Source organism: Paenibacillus amylolyticus, from assembly GCF_050990605.1.
GTDB lineage: Bacteria > Bacillota > Bacilli > Paenibacillales > Paenibacillaceae > Paenibacillus > Paenibacillus amylolyticus_H.
Genome location: NZ_CP158832.1, coordinates 3,955,217 through 3,977,275, shown reverse-complemented (window position 1 = coordinate 3,977,275; position 22,059 = coordinate 3,955,217). Strand labels below are relative to the sequence as shown.

Below are 22,059 nucleotides of genomic sequence, written 5' to 3'. Positions count from 1 at the left end.
TACGAAGATAAATACATAAAGTGGCGGTGAACAGCTTGTTTCCTAAAATAAATGAAATTTTATACATCCAGATTGCTTCTGCAGATGAAAAAGAGGAACACAAAGAATACAAATCACGCATAGCGGATATGGATGATAGCAGTTTTCTGATTGAGGTCCCGATGCAACAAGGAAGCAGCCGTCTGAAAAGGCTCTTTTTCGGAGAGGAATTGTCCATTTCATATATTACGGAGGATGGGGTCCGGCATTATTTTAATACCTATGTCATGGGATTTGAGGAAGATGTGGTCCGTCTTGTCCGTATCCGCAAACCGCTTCCGAGCGATATATCCAAAATACAACGGCGCAGCTTTCTTCGTGTTCATGCAAACCTCGAATTGGCCATCCAGAGTGAAGACCTGACCCGTGCCGTCGGATTGACTGAAGATATTGGCGGCGGTGGATTGTCTATCTACGGCGAAACAGGGTTTTCAATTGCTGAAGGTCAAAAATTGAAATGCTGGTTGCTTGTTCCCTACCGGAATTCAACCATTGAACACGTGAATTTTGAAGCTGAAGTTGTGCGAATCAAAACCATGGAAACCGGCAGACAGTTATGCATGCTGAAATTTGTGCAGATCTCAGATTCGGAGCGCCAGAAAATTATCAAGTTTTGTTTCGAACGGCAACTGGATTATCGCACAAAATAGGAATGTTGTGGCATAAAGAGAGGGAACTGCGGGTAACGTAATGAAAAAACGGAGGTATGGCCATGAATCATCGTCATGCAGCCCGCAGATATGAACGACTTTATTATGTGTTCTCCAGGCGAATGGAGCGAAGGGTTACGATTCTGATTACATCCCTTCTAATCCTGCTGTTGGTGTATCAATTACTGCTGTTGGTGCCAGGGTTCAAAAAGAATTTGACTACTATTGACCGCCTGGAAGGTACACCGATTCAAGTGCAGTCGTTAAATGATTACGAACATCCGTGATTTGTCTGTTTTTGCATCCATGTGTAGAGTGTGGTATAATTTTCACGATGCAGGCAATGCCTGTTTTTTTATTGAGGTTTATCGTTTGAGGAGGAATGCCCCGTTGGCAAGCCAGAACACATCAGAGAACGGGAAAATGAACGTTGCAATTGACGGACCTGCCGGTGCCGGGAAAAGCACGGTGGCCCGATTGGTTGCAGAGGCGCTCGCGTATGTATACGTCGATACAGGCGCAATGTACCGTGCGGTAACCTTGCACATGATTCGGAAAGATATTGCGCCGGAAGAAGTGACACAGGTACTTCAGGAAGCCCAAAAGCTGGTCATTGATTTACAACCGGATCCCGACGGACAGAAAGTGTTCTGTAATGGGGAAGATGTAACCTCGGAAATCCGCTCCCGTGAAGTGACGGGAATCGTGTCCCGATATGCGCAAATCGAGGGGCTGCGTACGCAATTAGTGGATACTCAGCGGCAAATGGCTTTGCGCAAGGGCGTCGTCATGGATGGACGCGATATCGGAACGACAGTATTGCCCGATGCGGAAGTGAAAATCTTCATGACTGCCAGTGTGGAAGAGCGTGCGCTTCGCCGCTTCAAAGAACTGGACCCCTCTGAAGGACTGACGTTGCAACAGCTGGAGCGAGATATTGCCACCCGTGACAGATTGGATGAGAATCGGGAAATTTCCCCACTGCGTTGTGCTGAGGATGCGATCGTCCTTGATACAACGGAGATGAACATTCATGAAGTGGTTGACAAAATCGTATCTTATTGCACAATGGTCAGAGGAGAGATCGGTCTATGATTTACACATTTTGCAGCACATTACTGCGGATCATTTACACCATTCTTTTCCGCTTGGAGGCTGTTGGACGGGAGAATATCCCGAAAGAAGGCGGCGTACTTTTATGTTCCAATCATATTAGTAACTTCGATCCTCCAACTGTTGGTATCAAAATTCGCCGTCAGGTGCGTTTCATGGCCAAAAGCGAATTGTTTGAAATTCCGGTACTCGGCCGAATTATTAAAGCCGTGGGCGCTTTCCCCGTTAAACGTGGAGGTGTCAGCAAGGAATCCATCAAAACCTCACTCAATATTTTGCGTGATGGTCAAGTGCTTGGGATCTTCCCCTCGGGAAGCCGTCACAATGACGGAGGTATCGGAAAAAAAGGAGCAGCGAGTTTTGCTCTCCGCAGTGGCGCTACAGTTATTCCTACTGCTATTATCGGTAACTACAAAGTTTTTCGTAAGATGAAAGTTGTATATGGAGCACCAGTGAATTTGGACGAGTTTAAGGAAGACCCATCTGGAGAAGCTCTGGAGAAGGCGACTGAAAAAATTATGTCCAAGATTAACGAAATGGTGCAAACGGGCGTGCCAAGCAAGTAATGGCTTCGTCGGTAGCTGAGTGCATGTTTCCATATTTTTGAGGGAGACTAAAGCTTGAGCACTCAGTGATGAAAGTGTTTTGAACTCTGCTATAGGCAGGTTTGAATATAATGGGGTTTTTGAATTGAGGAGGGTATTTGACATGTCGGAAGAAATGAAAAATCAAGAAGCAACCCAAGATGAGTTGGATCAATTCGTTTCCTTGAAAAAAGGAGATACCGTAAAAGGAACCATCGTCAAATTGGAAGATAACCAAGCCTATGTGAGCATTGGATATAAATATGACGGTGTCATTCCAATTCGTGAACTGTCTTCATTACATGTAGACAGCGCGTCTGATGCAGTAGAAGTTGGACAAGAAGTTGAAGCTAAAGTTCTTAGCATCGACGACGAGAAAGAAAAACTCGTTTTGTCCAAACGTGCAATCGACAGCGAAAACGCATGGGATCAATTGCAAAAGCATTTTGAAGACCAAGACGTATTCGAAGTTGTTGTAGGTGATGTTGTTAAAGGCGGTCTGGTAGCAGACGTGGGCGTACGTGGATTTATCCCGGCTTCCATGGTTGAACGCCATTTCGTTGAAGACTTCAGCGACTACAAAGGACGCACATTGCGTGTTAAAGTGAAAGAGATCGACCGTGAGAACAACAAAGTGATCCTTTCCCAAAAAGACGTACTGGAGCAAGAATTCGAAGCAAACAAAGCTACAGTAATGGCTGGTTTGCAAGAAGGTCAAGTGATCGAAGGTACAGTACAACGTTTGACTCAATTCGGTGCTTTCGTTGATGTGGGCGGAGTTGACGGTTTGGTTCACGTATCCGAGCTGGCTTGGACACACGTTGAAAAACCATCCGACGTACTGTCTGAAGGCGATAAAGTTAGTGTGAAAGTACTGAAAGTTGACCCTGAAAAAGGCAAAATCAGCCTGAGCATGAAAGCTGTTCAACCAGGTCCTTGGGAAACAGCAAGCGAAAAATTCAATTCCAGCGATATCGTAACAGGTGTGGTAAAACGTCTGGTTGACTTCGGTGCATTTGTTGAAATCGCTCCTGGTGTTGAAGGACTTGTGCATATTTCGCAAATCTCCCACAAACACATCGGCACGCCGCATGAAGTGCTGAAAGAAGGACAGGAAGTTCAAGTTAAAATCTTGGACATGAACCCTTCTGAGCAACGTGTAAGCTTGAGCATCAAAGAAACTGAAGAAGCTCCTGCTCAACCACAAAAATCAGAGCGTCCGGCTAGAAACAACGCTCCGCGTGAAGAAATCAACAATCCAAACGTTTCCTTGAACAATCAAGGAATGAGCACTACGCTCGGCGAACTGTTTGGTGACAAACTCAGCAAATTCAAATAAGTTAACAATGCATGGTTCTAAGTTATATACTGCATATTTTGCTGAATAACAATAGCAAGATCGGCGAGCCCAAGGCGGGTTCGCCGATTGTTTTTATTGCGAGTAATTTGGCATGAAACGTTAGCCAAGACATATCTTTTTTGCTATGATGAGTATCGTAAGTATGGACAGGAGGAGTGGAATGTATGGCAAGACCCGTTGTGGCAATTGTCGGACGACCGAACGTGGGTAAATCCACCATTTTCAATCGGATCATCGGCGACAGACTGGCCATTGTGGAAGACAAGCCGGGCATTACCCGTGACCGTATATATGGAATCGGCGAATGGAACGGTAAACCATTTAGTATTATTGATACAGGTGGTATCGAAATTGATGGTGAAGATGTAATCTTAAAGTCGATTCGGATGCAAGCAGAGCTCGCTATTGAAGAAGCGGATGTTATTGTATTCATGTGTGATGCAAAAGCAGGTATTACGCAATCGGATGAAGAGGTAGCAGAGATGCTCTACCGCTCAGGCAAGCCTATTGTTGTAGCCGTTAACAAAGTGGATAATATCGGACGAAGTGAGCTCATTTATGAGTTTTATGGATTTGGTTTCGGTGATCCCATCGGCGTATCCGGAAGTCACGGTACAGGTGTAGGTGATTTGCTTGATGCAATTGTGGAGAAGTTGCCAGAACTTGAGGAAGAGACTTACGATGAAGATGTTATTCGTGTAGCTCTGATCGGACGTCCTAATGTGGGTAAATCTTCACTGGTGAACGCGATTCTGGGAGAAGAGCGTGTCATTGTAAGTGATGTGGCTGGAACGACCCGGGATGCAATTGATACACCTTTTGAAAAAGACGGCCAACGTTACGTACTGATTGATACAGCAGGTATGCGTAAGCGTGGTAAAGTATATGAAACAACTGAGAAATACAGTGTAATGCGTGCGATGCGTGCGATTGAGCGTGCAGATGTTGTTCTGATTGTCATTAATGGCGAAGAAGGCATTATTGAACAGGACAAGCATATCGCAGGCTATGCATTCGAAGCTGGTAAAGCGTCATTGTTTGTCGTCAACAAATGGGACGTGGTAGAGAAGCATGACAAAACGATGAAAGAGTTTGAGAGAAAAATACGGGATCACTTCCTGTTTATGACTTATGCTCCGGTTGTATTCTTGTCAGCCCTCACAAAACAACGCTTACAAAAACTGTTGCCGGTGGTGCAACGCGTAGCAGAGCAGCATTCATTACGTGTGCAGACCCATCTGCTTAACGATGTGGTATCTGATGCAGTTGCAATTAACCCTCCGCCAACAGATAAAGGACGGAGAATGAGAATTAACTATGTGACTCAGGTTGCAGTTAAACCGCCGACCATGGTTATTTTTGTGAACGACCCTGAGTTGATGCACTTCTCTTACGAGCGCTATCTGGAGAATAAAATCCGTGCGGCGTTTGATTTCGAAGGAACACCAATTCGCATATTTACTCGGAAGAAGTCCGACGAAAGTTAGGGGAGAAGTGTGTGATTTTACAAATCGCAGCGATTGTACTGAGTTATCTGCTCGGTTCGATCAGCTTTAGTGTCCTCCTTGCAAAAGCGATACGGGGGATCGATATTCGTCAGCACGGAAGCGGAAACGCAGGAGCTACCAATACGTTGCGTATTTTGGGTAAAGGACCGGCAATTGCTGTTCTGTTACTTGATGTACTTAAAGGTGTTGCAGCTGTATGGATTGGAATCTGGCTGAGCGAAGGTTCTGCCTGGATTCCCGCACTCAGTGGTATAGCAGCCATTGCAGGACATAACTGGCCGCTCTACTTCCATTTTCGTGGAGGAAAAGGCATTGCCACAGCCATTGGTGTCCTGGTGAGTCTTGCTTTCCTACCTGCGTTATGTGCTGGGGTTATCGCTATTCTGTCTATTGTATTGACACGATATGTCTCATTGGGGTCTCTGATTTTTGTAGCATTTACACCCATCTTTATCATGGTATTACCCGGATATTCAATGAATATCTTCTGGGGGAGTCTGATTATTTGTCTGTTTGCGTTCTGGAGACATCGTACCAATATTGCGAAGCTCGCCAAAGGACAGGAAAATAAATTGGGATCGAAAAACCCTGGAGGGGGTAAACGTGTTGTCTAAAAAAGTTGCTGTTCTGGTCGCTGGGAGCTGGGGAACGGCTCTGGCCAGTGTACTCGCTGCTAATCAGTTGGACGTGATGATGTGGACACGTGGTGAAGACCAGGCTAACGAAATCAATAGCAAGCACACCAACACTCGCTATCTTCCGGATGCGGAGCTTTCACCACGGATTCAAGCAACCACGGATATGGAAGCTGCAGTGGAAGGCGCTATAGCTGTGTTAATTGTTGCGCCTTCTTCAGCCATGCGTGCAGTTACGAACCAGCTTAAGGTTTATTACAAACCTGAGATGTTAGTCATTCATGCAACCAAAGGTTTTGAGACAGAAAGCCTCAAACGGATGTCCACCGTCATTTCAGAAGAGCTTGAATGTGAAGAAGGTCGTCTTGTTGTTCTTTCTGGCCCAAGTCATGCGGAAGAAGTGGTGAAACGTTGTCCAACGACAGTGGTTGTAGCTTCACTGGATAAGGCATCTGCAGAGTCTGCCCAAGCTTTGTTTATGAATGCTTATTTCCGAGTTTATACGAATCGGGACATGATCGGTGTTGAGCTGGCAGGCGCATTCAAAAACATTATTGCGCTTGGTGCAGGTATGTCCGATGGTCTTCAATTTGGTGATAATGCCAAAGCCGCTTTACTAACACGTGGTCTGGCAGAAATCACACGTATTGGTGTTGAGATGGGAGCAAATCCACTAACGTTTTCGGGACTTGCCGGAATCGGGGATCTGGTTGTAACGGCTACAAGTCAGCACAGTCGGAACTGGAGAGCAGGTTCCATGTTGGGCCAGGGACAGAAGCTGGATGATGTTTTGAAGTCCATGGGCATGGTTGTAGAAGGCATTCGAACTACGCAAGCTGCCTATTTCATCTCGCAAAAATACGGCGTGCAAATGCCGATTGCGGATCAGTTGTATCACGTTTTATTCCAGGAGAGACAGCCGCGTGATGCAGTTGAAGCCTTAATGGGACGTGACCCGAAGACTGAAATGGAAGTCATGAAGCTTGAAACCTGGGAGCAGTGGCATTCCTGATTGTAATCAGCCTAAACGTACCTTGTGAAATAAGAAGCTTATTCACCTTTTCTGTCGCGGACTCATACTATACACATGAGTATTGCCGGAGGAGGGGAGACGAATGGGTAACAACATTTCCAAAGATGCGCTGAATGCAATCAACAAGAAAACGGGTAAAACGATAACAGAAGGTGCCGTCAAAAAATTGGCAAGCACGGTGAAACCAACGACGATTCAGAATGAAGCTCAGTTGCGCCAATTGATCAAACAAGTATCCGCCATGGCGAAAGTTCCGGTATCTGAGGATACGGTTAAGGATATTGTGAGTGCGGTCAAAAAAAGCGGATTGAATCCGAGCAGTATGGAATCGTTAATGAAAATGATGATGAAAAAATAATAGATCACGCCTGCTTGTGCAGGTGATCCAGTAAGACAAAAAGACGAGTCGGCTCCTGTCGGCTTGCTTTTTTGTCTTTTTTTTGGAAAGTTGAGCTGAATTTCGTGTTATAATGGTTGCAATTGTCACAGTGTCAGTGATGAATATCGGACTGAAGGGGAGACTGCTGGATTATGAGCGCAATGGACAAGATGTGGCTGTCATTGGTGGCCATCCTCATTATGGGACTATCTGTATTCCTGATTACGTTTGCTCGTGCCAAAACAAAAGGTGTTGTACGGGGGATTCTTTCTCTGCTTGCATTTTTGATTATGCTGATTGGCTTGTTCGGTGGGATCGCTTCTCTGACCTGATTCCCCATGCCTGGAGGATAACATCCGCATAAGCACATCATAAGAACTGACACAATGAACACGGATGAGGGGAGTGTGAGCCTATGGGGCCGCATGATACGGGGGGGCGGACAGAGCGTTATCCGGAATTACACGCGGCTTTGCTGGAAATGGCCAAAGCCTGGAACACACAGCCACAGACATGGTTGCTTGGAGGAAGTTGTGGGTTGCTGCTTCAAGGGGTGGAGTTGCAACAGGCTCCGAGAGATATCGATATCTATGCGGATGTTGCTGCTGCTAAGGAACTTCACCGAATCGCTCCGGGGGAAATGCTTGACGAACCTACAGTGGACAAGACAGGGCCGTATGCTTCTCTGCTGAGCCACTATCAGGTTGGTGAATGTGCGCTGGAACTGGTTGGTGGTTTCGAAATATGGGCTCGCAAAAGTTGGTACCGTATCGATATTGAACATGTACTTGCTCCGCATGCACCAGTAGCACAAGTGGGTTCATACAGCCTGCGACTGATGCCGCTTGCGCATGAGCTGTTGTTTAATCTGCTGCGAGGTCGTGAAGATCGTTATGTACCCATTGCGACACAGATGCGTCAGCAACCACAGGCACATCAACCTATAATGATGCAGTTAGGTCAACAGAATGTATGGACAAGCCGCTTCAGAGCCGAAGTGGAGGAGCTTGTTGGCTTTACATGGCCATAGTAGGTTGAGGGAGGAAAATGATGGACTATAAAGTTACTTTTTTACCTATGAACAAATCGATAGCGCTCAAACCAGGGGCAACACTTCTGCATGCAGCACGACGTGCCGGAGTCAAGATTACGACTCGGTGTGATGGTAAAGCGGCTTGCTTGATGTGCAAAGTCAACGTGGATGAAGAGCATCGTGTGGGACTGCATCCGCCAACAGATGCAGAAAAGCGTAAGCTGGGTTCACTGTTGGAAGCAGGTACACGACTGTCCTGTCAGGCCAAGGTGTGTGGATCTCTATCGGTTCATGTTCCAGAGGACCCACTGAAGGCAGCCATTCGGAAACAACTGGAACGTCAACAAAAGGAGGATGACTGGTTCTGAGCGTTATGAAATTGATTCTCTAAAGAGTTATTCAAGGAGGATACGAATGATCAGGAACAAGCCAAAATATGTTGAAGGAAGCGGACGGCAGCGTCTTATGCATCAGATGGGCGGTCTGCTGTTATTCCTGTTTTTTGCTTTTACAGCAAGTGGTTGTATGTATCCATCCCAGAGCAATTCGGACCCTAAGATAGCCTATCGGGAAAGCGTGAGCCGTATTCAGAGTGCGGTCGAGGCATTCCAGCAAGATGAGGGAATTTTGCCAATCATTAATGCAGATATGGAAACGCCAAAATACGAAAAGTTCAGAGTGGATCTGCCCAAGTTAAAGCAGCTGGGGTATCTGGATGAAATACCGGGAACCGCTTTTGAAAGTGGTGGTAGCGCTTACTTCCTTATCCAGGATGAAGAAGTGAATCCCACCGTTAAAGTGATGGACCTCCTGACCGTACAGAAAGTGAATGATGTACAGCGGATGGTTAATCAATATAAGTCCGTACATAACAATAAGCTGCCAAGTGGGGAAGAACTGTATCCGGGGTTATATACGGTTGATATGGATCAGGCTGCACAGGCAGGCACTCCTTCCATTACATTGAATAGTGTATATTCAGGTCAGGCTTTACCTTTTATGATGGATGACGAAGGCAAGGTCTATGTGGATTATGCTTTTGACATTATGCAGGCAGTGGAGAAGTCTGACGCGTCTCCAGCTGAGACTGAAGATGTTCGGGATTTTCTGTTGGAGCACTCTTACTTCGTACCTGTAAAATCCGTTTTCTACGTTTGGCAAAATAATGCACCGGTTGCACAGCCAATAAAATAAGCATGGGTGCCATTCAACTGATCTGGCTGTATGACCCGCATGCCTCTAATCGTTCAAAAGAGATATTCCAAATAAGGGATATCTCTTTTTTCTTTTGTCATTACGAGCAATAACCGTCATAAAAGCTTCACGGATCACATAAAGTAGATTGAAATAAAGACGCGCAGTCCGAGATCGGGGGATTCTCCTAATGTCATCACCATAAGATAAAAAAACAAAAATACGCGTCATATTGCCGCATACGGATACATAAGATGATACTAGTCCAATTGCATGTACGAGTTAACGCCGCTCTCGCCGGTTTCATCAGAATGCAACGTTCGGCGGCGGACGACTTCCGGGCACTCACAAAGGCGGCTCTACCGTTGCAGGGATTTCAGTCTTCTGATTGAAAAAACGAAGCGGATGCTCTTTAGCATTTTTCCTTCGGAGTAATTTAGGGAGGGGATTTCATTGGAGAAAGTGGACATTTTTAAGGACATAGCTGAGCGGACCGGAGGGGATATTTATCTCGGGGTTGTCGGCGCAGTCCGGACGGGAAAATCAACATTTATTAAACGATTCATGGAAACCATTGTATTGCCAAACATCACAAGCGAGGCTGATCGTGCCCGTGCAGTGGATGAACTTCCACAGAGCGCAGCGGGTAAAACCATCATGACTACCGAACCGAAATTCGTACCGAATAACGCAGTCCAGATCAAGGTGGCAGAAGGACTCGATGTCAATGTACGCCTTGTGGATTGTGTAGGTTACGCGGTGGAAGGAGCCAAGGGATACGAGGATGAGAATGGTCCACGCATGATCTCCACGCCTTGGTTCGAGGAGCCTATTCCATTCCAGGAAGCCGCAGAGATTGGGACTCGCAAAGTCATTCAGGAGCATTCCACACTGGGTGTTGTGGTCACAACAGACGGCACAATTGCCGAAATTGCCCGCAGTTCCTATGTGGAATCCGAAGAACGGGTTATTGCGGAATTGAAAGAAGTCGGTAAACCGTTTGTTCTGGTCATCAACTCCACTCGTCCTCGCAGTGAAGAAGCCCTGCAATTGCGTAGTGAACTTGCTGCCAAATACGACATTCCGGTGATGACACTCAGTGCTGCGACCATGACGGAAGATGATGTGACGGGTGTACTTCGCGAAGTGCTCTATGAGTTCCCTGTACATGAAGTGAATGTAAACTTGCCGAGCTGGGTTATGGTGCTGAACGAGACTCACTGGCTGCGCAGCAACTACGAAAATTCTGTACGGGATACCGTGAAGGATATTCGCAGACTTCGCGATGTAGATCGGGTTGTTGCTCAGTTCATGGAGTATGAATTCATTGATCGCGCAGGCCTGAGCGGCATGAACATGGGGCAGGGTGTAGCCGAAATTGACCTGTATGCGCCGGATGAACTGTATGATCAGATTCTCGTGGAAGTGGTTGGTATCGAGATTCGCGGTAAGGATCATCTGCTGCAATTGATGCAGGAATTCTCGCATGCGAAGAGAGAATACGACCGCTTCGCAGAAGCGCTGGAGATGGTCAAAACGACCGGATACGGCATTGCTGCTCCATCTCTCGCCGAGATGGCTTTGGATGAACCTGAGCTCATTCGTCAGGGCACCAAATTTGGCGTACGCCTAAAAGCAACGGCACCGTCCATTCATATGATCCGGGTTGATGTGGAATCGGAGTTTGCTCCAATCATCGGTACGGAAAAACAAAGTGAGGAACTGGTGAGATACCTGATGCAGGACTTCGAGAACGATCCAATCAAGGTATGGGATTCAGACATGTTTGGTCGTTCACTGCACTCCATCGTGCGAGAAGGGATTCAGGGCAAGATTGCCATGATGCCGGATAATGCAAGATACAAATTGCAAGAGACGCTGGGAAGAATCATTAACGAGGGTTCAGGCGGCTTGATCGCTATCATCCTGTAAGACATCAAAAGACCGTAAGGGGGCATCCCCTCGCGGTCTTTTTTATGTGGTTTCTTTAATTTGGATGAAATGGATAGAGAGAACAGTGATTTCGAAAAAACTTAGCGAGTTTTAGCTTTAAATTGTTAAAACCCATTTACATACTAGGGATTAGCCGTTATATTAATATTCAACTATTGTGATCGAGATCACAGAGAGTGGACAGGGGGAGACAGAGATGAAAAGAAAAGAGACAAAATGGGTATGGTTAAGTGTGTTGTTAGTATTTACATTGGCGCTGTCCGCTTGCGGAATCAAAAAAGAACCGGCAGCAACTCCGGCTTCGGGTGCATCAGATGATACACCAAAAACTGAAGCAGCAGTTACAGGCCCGCTAAGCGGCAAGCGGATCGCACTTATTATGGAGTTTAATACAGGTACCTTCTCGCAGCAATACGTACAAGGAGTCAAACAAGAAATCGAAAAATTCGGTGGAGAACTGACTACTTTTGTTGCCGATAATGACAAAGCGAAGATGGTATCCTTGCTTGATAGCGCAATTAACCAGAAATTTGATGCCATTCTCACGGATCACGGGGATTCCCTGTTAGAGCCAGGCGTGAAGAAGGCAGTAGAACAGAACATTCCAGTGGTTGTGTTCGACGCAGCAATTAGTGTTCCAGGAGCTACAGTGCTGTCGCAGGATGACCAGAAAATGGCTGAGTTGACGCTGGAGCAAATGAAAAAAGATATCAATGGACAAGGTAATATTGTCAAAGTATGGGTAGCTGGTTTTGCACCGATGGAACGCCGTCAGGTTGCATACGGTGAATTCATGAAAGCAAACCCCGACATCAAGGAAATAGCTACATTCGGTTCAGCACAGAACCCGGCGCTGGATACTCAAGCCAAAATGGAAGCTATCCTCAAGCAATATCCAAAAGGTGAGATTACAGCTGTGTGGGCTGCATGGGATGAGTTCGCCAAAGGTGCAGCACGTGCGATTCAACAAGCTGGACGTGACGAGATCAAAGTGTATGGTATCGATATGAGTGACGAGGACCTGCAAATGATTCAGGACCCTAAGAATCCTTGGGTCGCTTCTGCTGCAGTGGATCCAACGGATATCGGTCGTGTCCAAGTCCGTTATGCTTATCAGAAACTGAACGGGGATGAGACAGAAGATGCAGTTGTTCTTAACCCGGTCTACGTTCAACGTGAAGCCCTGCCAGATAAACAAATCTCCACTTCAGAGCTGTCAGAGTTCGTTGAAGGTTGGGGTGGCAGTACACAAGGAATCAAGGACTGGATGAGCGAATACGGAATTACTGCTAAATAAGCAGCGTATGGGAAGCGCGCCGCAAGGCGCGCTTTTTTCAAACATACTGAAGGTATGTGGGCCTGGATGAAAAAAGGGATGCTCCCGGAAGGGAACGATTGGAGGTTAACATCATGAGCACTGCACCGATTCTGCTTCAAATGGAACATATCCACAAGCAGTTTTCAGGTATTCCTGCACTGAAGGATGTGGATTTCTCTGTAAAAGGCGGGGAGATTCATGCGCTGCTCGGTGCCAATGGTGCCGGTAAGAGCACGTTAATGAAAATTTTGTCCGGTGCCTATCCATTGGATCAGGGAACGATTCAGTTGAGTGGACAAGCGCTTCATTTAAGTTCTCCGGGAGACGCGAAGGCAAGTGGGATTCACTGTGTCTATCAGGAAGTGGATGCGGCACTGGTGCCACAGCTGACGGCTGCGGAGAACATCATGTTGGATCAGCTGGCTTCATCTGCCGGGGGTTGGTGGAAAAGTCCGCGGAAGCTGCAACAGCGCGCGGTTGAGGCGTTGAAGCAATTAGGGGCGGACATATCCGTTCACCAAAAAGTGGCCGATCTGACGCTTGCAGAAAAACAGATGATACTGCTCGCAAGGATTTTGATTCAGGATGCCAAGGTCATCATTTTTGACGAACCTACTGCACCGCTGAGTCAGGAAGAAACGGATGCATTTTTCCGGATTGTACACCTGTTGAAGGAACGGGGCGTAGCCTGCATTTTTATTACCCATCGTCTTGCTGAAGTGACGGGTCACTGTGATCGCGTTACGGTTATGAGAGATGGACAACATGTATTTACCAGTGAAGCAAAGGGACTTACGATCAACGATTTGGTTACTCAGATGCTGGGCAAACCGTTTGAAGAAGAATTTCCGAAGACGGAAGCGCCCGTGGGGGAGCTGCTATTGGAGGCACGTGGGCTTCGTCGTGGAGTGAAGGTCAGAGGTGTTGACCTTTCTGTACACCGAGGTGAAGTTCTCGCTGTGGTGGGTCTGGTAGGCGCGGGTAAAACGGAAAGCTCTCGATTGCTGATTGGTGCAGATCGGCTGGAGGGAGGCGAGATCCGGCTTAACAACCGTAATCTCCGCCTGTCTCAGCCTGCGGATGCGGCGGCTCTCGGAATTGTTTCTGTGCCGGAGGAGCGACGTAAACAAGGTATCCTGATTCAGGAGAACGTGGAACGGAATTTAAGTTTACCTTTGCTAAGCCGTCTCAGTACATTAGGTTTCGTAAGCCGCAAGCGGGAACGTCTGAATGCAGAGTCATTGGTGAAACAGCTTGGAATTAAAACATCGTCCGTGAAGCAGGAAGTAAAATATCTAAGCGGTGGTAATCAGCAGAAAGTAGCCATTGGTAAATGGCTTAATGCGGATGCGGATGTATTTATATTTGATGAGCCAACCAAAGGCGTAGATATTGGGGCAAAAAGTGACATTTTCCGCATCATCAATGAACTGGCTTTGGCGGGCAAGGGAGTAATTTATTTCACCTGTGAACTGGATGAAGGCATGGGAATTGGCGACCGAATTGCTGTCATGTGCGAGGGTGTTATCGTAAAAGAGTTCAAACGAGGCGAGACTAACCAAGAACAGCTGCTATACTATGCAAGCGGTGGACAAGAGGTGCAATCATGAAGGATAAATCACTGGATTTTGCGTTCCGTTATGGGGCGATTATAGTCATCATAGGTGTTATGGCATTTTTCGGCATTAAATTGCCTTATTTCTTTACGTACAGTAACATGACCGATATTTTGGGCTCGATCTCAATCGTTACGTTTGTAGCGATTGGTGTTACGTTATCTCTCATTGTTGATGGATTTGATCTCTCGGTAGGGGCGACGGTCTCATTGACCACTGTCGTTACTGCTTCGTTAATGATTTGGTATCAACAGCCACTGGCGATTGTCATTATTGTACCACTGATTATCGGGGCTGTTATTGGTTTACTGAACGCTTTGCTCATTGTAAAACTGCGCATTCCGGATTTGCTGGCAACCCTTGCCACGATGTACATTATCGGAGGTATTCACAAAACGTATGCACAGGGATATACCATTTACAATCATATGCAGTTCCCTGACGGGAGCAAAGCTGCGGGAGCGATGGACCCGACATTTCTGCTTATAGGGCAGGGTAAATGGCTGGGTATGCCGATATCAGTTATCCTGCTGCTTATTGCAGTAATAGGTGTGCATATCTTTTTGACGTATACGAAATATGGGCGCCAAATGTACATTACAGGCGGTAATGAGGAAGCTGCACGTTTGTCTGGAATCAAGGTGAAAAAGGTACGTACACTCGCCTATGTAGCCGCTGGAGTGTTTGCAGCAATCGGGGGTATTATCTATGCTTCCAAAGTAGGATCGGGGCAAATTGATGCGGGATCACCGTTGTTAATGGAATCCGTAGCTGCAGTATTTGTCGGTTTCTCTGTGTTTGGTGCGGGTAAACCAAATGTCATCGGAACCTTCATTGGTTCGGTTCTGATTGGTGTGCTTGTGAATGGTTTAACGATGATGAACGTACAGTATTTCACACATGATATTGTAAAAGGTGGGGTTCTCGTGCTTGCCCTGGCGGTTACATTTTACGTCTTAAACCGCAACCGGACTTGAAATTGTGGGCTGTCTGTATTAGTATGAAATTTGTTCGGCGTCTGAAATGCCCGTGGTTTCAGGCGACATTCTGCCGAAAATGACTGTTGACCGCAGGCGGAGATTTGTGTTCATCGCTCAAGATGTACGTAGATTTTTTGCGTATGAACGTATATTTCGCTATAAAACGGAAACACAGTATAACATTCAGGACATTGATACAGGAGGTGAAAAACAAATGAACAAATCAGACTTGATTACACACGTATCTGAAGCGACTGAATTGTCCAAGAAAGATGTAACGAAGGCGGTTGATGCCGTATTCGAAGCAATCTCTGAGGCTCTTCAAAGCGGAGATAAAGTACAATTGGTTGGTTTTGGGAACTTCGAAGTTCGCGAGCGCTCTGCACGTAAAGGACGCAACCCGCAAACAGGTGAAGAAATCGAAATTCCTGCGAGCAAAATTCCTGCATTCAAACCAGGTAAAGCGCTCAAAGACGGAATTAAATAAGATTTCTACATATTCCATATGTCGACAAAAAGACCGTGACTTGTTCACGGCCTTTTCTTTTGCCCTTTAACGATGATTTTGGCGGTTCATTCGTATAAGGCACAGGTTGACAAATGAAACAATCTTAATCATCATTAACGCTATCGAACGAAAGAAGGGGACATGCGTGATGGATCATCCAACCGGCAATGATTATATTGTAATTAAGGCAGAGGAAAATGGTGTCCAGGTGATCGGATTAACCCGAGGTCAGGATACTCGTTTTCACCACACCGAGAAATTGGACAAGGGTGAAGTGATGTTTGCCCAATTTACCACCCATACTTCAGCTATTAAAATCCGGGGCAAAGCCACGCTGATTACCAAGCATGGACAGATTGAATCGGAGTAATGGACAGATTGAATACATTCAAATGAAGATTGCAGGCATAGCCTGCTTTTTTTCATTGTACAATGAGGTATGAGCCTTTACCGGACAGACTACACTAACAGGTAAAGGCAGGGAGGCGTATATGAAACCGCGGATGATTGTTACTGCTTCAATGCTGGCAACGGTTGCGGCGGTCTTTCTGCTTGTTGCGATACAAACCTTACATATGCGTACATGGGGCGGGGACAACGTACAGCCTGCCTCTGCATCACATCATCCAGTTCAGCTGACGAATGACAATCTGGTTGATGTGCTAAGCTCCATGCAACTATCTACACCCATTGCAAGAGTGGAATGGAAACAGTCCATTTTGACACTGGACCTCAAAGTTAAAGGAACGGGTACAAGTTATACTGAAATCTATGAAAACATGGCAGCTGTGGCGGATCTGGGCTTTCGGAGCCTGGATAACGTGGATCAGGTGCTGCTACGTGTGATGGCAGAAGATGAATGGATGCATAAACGACATCTCTTACTTGCTGCTGATATTCGGCGTGGAGAGTGGCCTCTGTATGCGATTGAAACATTACGGAACTGGAAAAGTGCGGCCTTTTCAGATGAATTGAAGGACTGGTTTCATCTGATGGAGACCGAACTCTGGAAGAAGCAATTCGAAATGACAAGTCAGGGGTAATAGAATAGCAGGATTCAGTGCGTGCCCGTTCAACATATGCTATAATATATAAGATTGTAGTGCAGAAATGGTTTAACAATGTTAAGGCTCGGAGGCTGAGAATGAATTCATATCGCGTACCCCAACTAGCAAAGAAATATACGGATTACGACATGATTCGACAACATACGGAAATCCCATCATTTCCGGATAGCCGGGCACGTCTGTTGCAGGTATTTGTGGGCCGCACAGACGAAAAGGTGCATCAAGAGTTATATGCTCTTGCAACTTCGCTCGTTCAGTTGGCCATGGATACGCATGATCGAATCGATACCATTTCCGGTGAGCGGAGAGAGCAGGAGATGCGTTCACGCCAGTTGAATGTACTCGCCGGGGATTATTTAAGTAGCCGTTTCTATCAATTGCTTGCCCAAGCGGGCAGAATTGAAATGATTGGCAAACTCAGTGGTGCTGTATCCGAAGTGAACGCACGCAAGATGACGCTGTATGAACGGATGAAGAAGCTTCTCGTTTCGGCTGACGAATACTTGCGTGAAACGGTACAGCTGAGGATGCAGCTGTTTCTTTCATTTACAGGCATGATTCCAGATAACGAAGAGTCACTATGGAACAGCCTGTTGACCGAATTCAGCTCCTGCGAAACGATCGTGGAAGAACTGAAGCGGATGAATGACGAAAAACAATATCTTCACAGCTATGCATACTGGCACATATATGAGCATGGTAATGACGATGAGCGCAATGTGCTGCGTCAGTCTGAACCGGATGCACGTGCATGGAATGCTATGGTACTGAAGCATAGGGTTGGTGAGGTTTTGCTGGACAAGCTTCGCGAGTGTACACACCGCATTCAACTGTTGTTGCAAGACGAGGAAAGGCGGATGGGCTTGCATGAGATCCATGCAATTCTAGAGCCTTACTTGGCATATTTGCAGCCTTCACATGCGGCAGTAAGGGAAGATTGAGGGGGAGACAGACGAATGGGGAGCGGAGAGACCAAACCGAAAGAAGAACATGTCCATTCGGTTTTTCAGAGTATAGCCGGAAAATATGATGTCATGAATGATATTCTAAGTTTCCGCAGGCATAAGGCTTGGCGTAAATTCACCATGAAAAAGATGAATATGTCCAAAGGCGATACTGGTCTTGATTTGTGCTGCGGCACATGTGACTGGACGCTTGCTATGGCAGAGGCAAGTGAAACGGGGCACATGCACGGACTTGATTTCAGCAGCAACATGCTGGAGGTCGGCCAGACAAAGATCAATGCGGTGCAACGTCAAAAGCAGATTACCCTGACACAGGGAAATGCCATGTCACTTCCTTTTGATGACAATTCATTTGATTATGTGACGATCGGGTTCGGGCTGCGTAATGTACCTGATCTCAGACAAGTGTTGTCTGAAATGAAACGTGTGGTCAAACCGGGGGGGATGGTTGTGTGTCTGGAATTGTCCAAGCCAACATGGCAGCCGTTCAAAGGCATTTATTATTTTTATTTTGAGAAGGTTTTACCGAATCTTGCCAAAGTGTTTGCTAAAAGTTTTGAGCAGTACAAATGGCTGCCGGACTCACTAGCCATTTTTCCGGGAAGGCAGGAACTGGCAGACATTTTCGCAGAAACTGGATTACAACAAGTGCAGGCCTATCCTCTAACCGGAGGTATCGCGGCACTGCATATTGGAACCAAGGAGAATCAGCATGTTTAGGAAAATTCGCATCTTTTTAGAAATGATCAAGATTGAACACACGCTTTTTGCTTTACCTTTTGCATTTATGGGGGCCATTCTAGGCTCCATGGTAGTGAATGATACCTTCCCAAGCTGGATGCAGATCATGTGGGTATTGCTTGCGATGGTCGGTGCACGTAGTGCAGCATTCGGTTTGAACCGGATCATTGACCAGGCGATTGATGGCAAAAACCCGCGTACCGCGATGAGAGCCATCCCGGCAGGACTGTTGAAAAATGGGGAAGTTGTTATATTTGTCATTATCTCATTTATATTGTTATTCTGGGCCTCATCCAATCTTAATGTATTATCCATGCAGCTGTTACCTATCGCTGTGTTTATGTTGGTGCTGTATTCGTACACCAAACGATTCACATGGTTATGCCACGTCGTTCTCGGAATGACGATTGGTTTGGCACCACTTGGTGGTTGGGTAGCTGTAACAGGAACGATGGATTGGACAGCGATTGTGCTGTACGTTACGATTGTGTTCTGGACAGCGGGCTTTGATATTATCTATGCATGTCAGGATCTGGAATTCGATCAGGGAGAAGGTCTTCACTCCATACCTTCCCGTTTTGGCTTGGTCAAATCCTTGCAGATCGCCAAGTTCTTCCATGTGATTACTGCAATTGGTTTTCTTGCATTATTATTGATGACAGATCTGAGCTGGTGGTATGGCGCAGGTATGTTGGTGACGTATGGAATTCTGTTCTACCAACACTATATTGTATCGCCTAATGATATGAGCCGTGTTCAAACGGCGTTTTTTACCATGAACAGTTTGCTTAGTTTAATCGTATTTACGTTCACTCTGATTGATCTGGCGGTGAAATAAATGGTGCAGCAGCCGGACAATAAACGACTGGTTGTCGGAATTACCGGAGCGAGTGGCAGCATATATGGCATTCGATTAATTGAAACGCTGCTTGATTTGGAATATAACGTTCATCTGGTCATATCCAATGCAGGGTGGCGTGTACTGAAAGAAGAATTGGACTGGGATGTGACGAATCGGGACGCGGTGCTGGAAGAAAAATTCGGCAACCGCGCCGGTTCTCTGACCTATCATCCTGTGAGTGATATAGGGGCCTCCATTGCAAGTGGTTCTTATCTGGCCGAAGGTATGATTATCATGCCATGTTCGATGGGAACTCTTTCGTCCATCGCGCAGGGATCGTCGGATAATCTGATGTCCCGTGCAGCCGATGTCATGATGAAAGAGGGAAGAACATTGATCCTCGTACCGCGTGAGACGCCTCTTCATGCAATCCATCTGGAGAACATGCTGAAGCTTTCTCGTCTTGGTGTACGAATGATACCGGCTATGCCTGCTTTTTATTACAAACCTCAGACTATGGATGAGTTGATTCTGTTTTTGGTGGGGAAAGTGCTGGATAGCTTGCGCATCCCACATCAACTGTTTACAAGATGGGGAGAACCGGATGAACGGGGATAACGACTGAGTTCGATACAAGGCTGTTTTTTGCCAAAGTGTTGCTCGGTTTATTTGTCCCCCGAATCCCGGGGTATTGGTGAGTGCTGATGGTGAGTCTTCATGAACCACAGTCTTGACCCATGCTCCGGCAACTTCTGTATTTTGTTTCAGAACAAGTCGTAGAGTTTAATTTCCGGGTGTCGGCTATGACATTCGGAGATGTAAAATACGTTAGATTACCTTATAGAAAAACATAAGCAAGAACGGTAAGCCGGGTTTTTCGTAATGCCTGCAGGCCCGACTTGCTGGAGGGGAAGGTAAGCATGAATTTAGGGACTGACAATACGCTGATACGGGTGAACGAATGAAACTATTGGATATTTTCGGGTTGTTAAAAAAGGACATGGATTACATTGAGAAAGAGTTGTATCGCAGTGTTCGAGGAGAACAGAAGCTGCTGAGTGAAACGTCACTTCATTTGCTCAAAGCAGGAGGAAAACGGTTGCGGCCCGTTTTTGTGTTACTTGGCGGGAAGTTTGGTACATACGACATTGAACGCCTGAAGTTGGTTGCGGTTCCGCTGGAACTCATTCATTCGGCATCCCTCGTTCACGATGATGTTATTGATAATGCGGAGACACGCCGAGGCAAACCCACGGTGAAGTCAAAATGGGATAATCGGATTGCCATGTACACTGGAGACTATATCTATGGTAAGGCACTCGAAATGACTGCCGGATTATCAGATCCAGCTATTCATCGTATCCTTGCCAAAGCTATGGTACAGATGTCCATTGGTGAGATGGAGCAAATTCGCGACTTTTTCAATACGGGACAAAGTGTTCGTAACTATCTGCTGCGGATTCGCCGCAAAACAGCACTTCTGATTGCGGTTAGCTGTCAGTTAGGGGCATTGGCCACACGTGCGCCTGAGCATGTATCTTCCCTGCTGTATACATACGGATACAATGTGGGGATGGCTTTTCAGATTCAAGATGATGTACTTGATCTGGTAGGTACCGAGAAACAACTCGGCAAGCCACCTGGCAGTGACATGAAGCAAGGGAATATTACTCTTCCTGTACTTTATGCCCTGGAAGAATCCGATCTGCGGGAACCTTTGCTTAAGGAGATTTCCCGTGTCCAGCATGAAGAAGGACGGGCAAGTGCATCGGATGCAATTGGAATGATTCGCCAAAGTCAAGGAATTGCTAAAGCAGAAGCCCTTGCTGACCGATATATGAAGAAAGCGCTCGATGCTCTCGATCAGCTACCTAACATCAAGACGACCAAAAACCTGCGCGATATCGCTCATTTTGTGGTTAAACGCACGCATTAAACTTTGTATGACCATCGACTCTCGGATTGCTCATACCCAAAGATGAACAGAATTGTGAGATTCCTCATTGGGAGGATTTGGACATGTATGTTACAATCAGAGGGATTGCGTTTACATAGTGATTAACTTTGAACCGTGAGTGAGGAGTGAGCTGATGGATCGTACATTTTTGATGGTTAAGCCGGATGGTGTGCAGCGTGGATTGATCGGTCGAATTATTAGCCGTCTGGAAGACAAAGGATTTAAGTTGGTGGCAGGCAAATTGGTGCAGATGTCTGAGGATCAGGCAAAACGCCATTATGCTGAACATGAGGGTAAACCGTTTTTCGATGATTTGGTTCGTTTTATCACATCCGGGCCTGTATTTGCCATGGTGTGGGAAGGGGACGATATTGTGGCGCTTGCGCGCATTGTCATCGGAAAAACCAATGTGAAGGAAGCGGCTCCGGGTACCATTCGCGGAGACTTCGCCAGCCACACACCACATAATCTGATTCATGGGGCAGATTCACCGGAAAGTGCTTCCCGTGAAGCAGCAAATTTCTTTGCTTCAGATGAACTGGTGGTATACGACAAGAGCATCGCAGCCTGGTTGTAATTATTAGC

At 46.4% G+C, this 22,059-nt stretch carries 26 protein-coding genes; all 26 read left to right on the top strand.

The window, feature by feature from the left end; all coding sequences use genetic code 11:
- Positions 1-35 precede the first annotated feature (35 nt).
- A complete protein-coding gene (locus ABTV53_RS17775) occupies positions 36-689 on the top strand; it encodes a flagellar brake protein (RefSeq protein WP_433744832.1) in 654 nt (217 codons plus the stop codon).
- A 62-nt stretch (positions 690-751) separates the two neighbouring features.
- Positions 752-976 (top strand): hypothetical protein, encoded by a 225-nt coding sequence (locus ABTV53_RS17770; protein ID WP_433744829.1) that lies wholly within the window; start codon positions 752-754, stop codon positions 974-976.
- 103 nt (positions 977-1,079) lie between these two features.
- Positions 1,080-1,784 (top strand): (d)CMP kinase, encoded by a 705-nt coding sequence (gene cmk / locus ABTV53_RS17765; protein ID WP_433744827.1) that lies wholly within the window; start codon positions 1,080-1,082, stop codon positions 1,782-1,784.
- Entirely contained in the window at positions 1,781-2,368 is a 588-nt protein-coding gene (locus ABTV53_RS17760) for a lysophospholipid acyltransferase family protein (protein ID WP_433744824.1), read from the top strand. The genes cmk and ABTV53_RS17760 overlap by 4 nt, the downstream gene beginning before the upstream one ends.
- 142 nt (positions 2,369-2,510) lie before the next feature.
- A complete protein-coding gene (gene rpsA, locus ABTV53_RS17755) occupies positions 2,511-3,725 on the top strand; it encodes a 30S ribosomal protein S1 (protein WP_062835205.1) in 1,215 nt (404 codons plus the stop codon).
- Positions 3,726-3,910: 185 nt separating this feature from the next.
- Entirely contained in the window at positions 3,911-5,233 is a 1,323-nt protein-coding gene (der, locus tag ABTV53_RS17750; RefSeq protein WP_076209907.1) for a ribosome biogenesis GTPase Der, read from the top strand.
- A gap of 11 nt (positions 5,234-5,244) precedes the next feature.
- Positions 5,245-5,868 carry a glycerol-3-phosphate 1-O-acyltransferase PlsY gene (plsY, locus tag ABTV53_RS17745; RefSeq protein WP_421886643.1) on the top strand — a complete coding sequence of 208 codons (624 nt, stop codon included), beginning with the start codon at positions 5,245-5,247 and terminating at the stop codon, positions 5,866-5,868.
- Entirely contained in the window at positions 5,861-6,901 is a 1,041-nt protein-coding gene (locus ABTV53_RS17740; protein WP_421886645.1) for an NAD(P)H-dependent glycerol-3-phosphate dehydrogenase, read from the top strand. The genes plsY and ABTV53_RS17740 overlap by 8 nt, the downstream gene beginning before the upstream one ends.
- Before the next feature lie 103 nt (positions 6,902-7,004).
- Positions 7,005-7,280: a stage VI sporulation protein F gene (locus ABTV53_RS17735; RefSeq protein WP_017687687.1), complete on the top strand. Its 276-nt coding sequence runs from the start codon at positions 7,005-7,007 to the stop codon at positions 7,278-7,280.
- 173 nt (positions 7,281-7,453) lie between these two features.
- A complete protein-coding gene (locus ABTV53_RS17730; RefSeq protein WP_433744820.1) occupies positions 7,454-7,633 on the top strand; it encodes a DUF2768 family protein in 180 nt (59 codons plus the stop codon).
- A gap of 83 nt (positions 7,634-7,716) precedes the next feature.
- Positions 7,717-8,331: a hypothetical protein gene (locus ABTV53_RS17725; protein ID WP_433744817.1), complete on the top strand. Its 615-nt coding sequence runs from the start codon at positions 7,717-7,719 to the stop codon at positions 8,329-8,331.
- 20 nt (positions 8,332-8,351) lie between these two features.
- Positions 8,352-8,702: a 2Fe-2S iron-sulfur cluster-binding protein gene (locus ABTV53_RS17720; protein ID WP_433754265.1), complete on the top strand. Its 351-nt coding sequence runs from the start codon at positions 8,352-8,354 to the stop codon at positions 8,700-8,702.
- Positions 8,703-8,748: 46 nt separating this feature from the next.
- Positions 8,749-9,528 carry a hypothetical protein gene (locus ABTV53_RS17715; protein WP_433744814.1) on the top strand — a complete coding sequence of 260 codons (780 nt, stop codon included), beginning with the start codon at positions 8,749-8,751 and terminating at the stop codon, positions 9,526-9,528.
- A 453-nt stretch (positions 9,529-9,981) separates the two neighbouring features.
- The gene (gene spoIVA / locus ABTV53_RS17710) at positions 9,982-11,460 is read left to right on the top strand and encodes a stage IV sporulation protein A (RefSeq protein WP_091018048.1); all 1,479 of its coding nucleotides are present in this window, start codon (positions 9,982-9,984) and stop codon (positions 11,458-11,460) included.
- Between the two features lie 217 nt (positions 11,461-11,677).
- Entirely contained in the window at positions 11,678-12,778 is a 1,101-nt protein-coding gene (locus tag ABTV53_RS17705; RefSeq protein ID WP_433744810.1) for a sugar ABC transporter substrate-binding protein, read from the top strand.
- A 113-nt stretch (positions 12,779-12,891) separates the two neighbouring features.
- Complete coding sequence (locus ABTV53_RS17700) at positions 12,892-14,409, top strand: sugar ABC transporter ATP-binding protein (protein ID WP_433744807.1); 1,518 nt, start codon at positions 12,892-12,894, stop codon at positions 14,407-14,409.
- On the top strand, positions 14,406-15,392 hold the full coding sequence (locus ABTV53_RS17695; protein ID WP_433744804.1) for an ABC transporter permease: 987 nt from the start codon (positions 14,406-14,408) through the stop codon (positions 15,390-15,392). The genes ABTV53_RS17700 and ABTV53_RS17695 overlap by 4 nt, the downstream gene beginning before the upstream one ends.
- 217 nt (positions 15,393-15,609) lie before the next feature.
- Positions 15,610-15,882, top strand: coding sequence for an HU family DNA-binding protein (locus tag ABTV53_RS17690; protein WP_024630670.1), 273 nt, complete (start codon positions 15,610-15,612; stop codon positions 15,880-15,882).
- Positions 15,883-16,051: 169 nt separating this feature from the next.
- Complete coding sequence (gene mtrB / locus ABTV53_RS17685) at positions 16,052-16,273, top strand: trp RNA-binding attenuation protein MtrB (protein ID WP_017687697.1); 222 nt, start codon at positions 16,052-16,054, stop codon at positions 16,271-16,273.
- 121 nt (positions 16,274-16,394) lie between these two features.
- Positions 16,395-16,946 carry a hypothetical protein gene (locus ABTV53_RS17680; RefSeq protein WP_076209915.1) on the top strand — a complete coding sequence of 184 codons (552 nt, stop codon included), beginning with the start codon at positions 16,395-16,397 and terminating at the stop codon, positions 16,944-16,946.
- Between the two features lie 101 nt (positions 16,947-17,047).
- Entirely contained in the window at positions 17,048-17,911 is an 864-nt protein-coding gene (locus tag ABTV53_RS17675) for a heptaprenyl diphosphate synthase component 1 (RefSeq protein WP_433744801.1), read from the top strand.
- Positions 17,912-17,926: 15 nt separating this feature from the next.
- Positions 17,927-18,655: a demethylmenaquinone methyltransferase gene (locus ABTV53_RS17670; RefSeq protein WP_433744799.1), complete on the top strand. Its 729-nt coding sequence runs from the start codon at positions 17,927-17,929 to the stop codon at positions 18,653-18,655.
- The gene (locus ABTV53_RS17665) at positions 18,648-19,514 is read left to right on the top strand and encodes a UbiA-like polyprenyltransferase (RefSeq protein ID WP_062835193.1); all 867 of its coding nucleotides are present in this window, start codon (positions 18,648-18,650) and stop codon (positions 19,512-19,514) included. Before ABTV53_RS17670 ends, ABTV53_RS17665 begins: the two co-directional genes overlap by 8 nt.
- Positions 19,515-20,135, top strand: coding sequence for a UbiX family flavin prenyltransferase (locus tag ABTV53_RS17660; RefSeq protein ID WP_433744795.1), 621 nt, complete (start codon positions 19,515-19,517; stop codon positions 20,133-20,135).
- Positions 20,136-20,478: 343 nt separating this feature from the next.
- Positions 20,479-21,453, top strand: a complete 975-nt coding sequence (locus tag ABTV53_RS17655) for a polyprenyl synthetase family protein (RefSeq protein ID WP_017687703.1) — start codon at positions 20,479-20,481, stop codon at positions 21,451-21,453.
- A gap of 154 nt (positions 21,454-21,607) precedes the next feature.
- Positions 21,608-22,051 carry a nucleoside-diphosphate kinase gene (gene ndk, locus ABTV53_RS17650; RefSeq protein WP_017687704.1) on the top strand — a complete coding sequence of 148 codons (444 nt, stop codon included), beginning with the start codon at positions 21,608-21,610 and terminating at the stop codon, positions 22,049-22,051.
- The last annotated feature ends 8 nt before the right edge of the window (positions 22,052-22,059 follow it).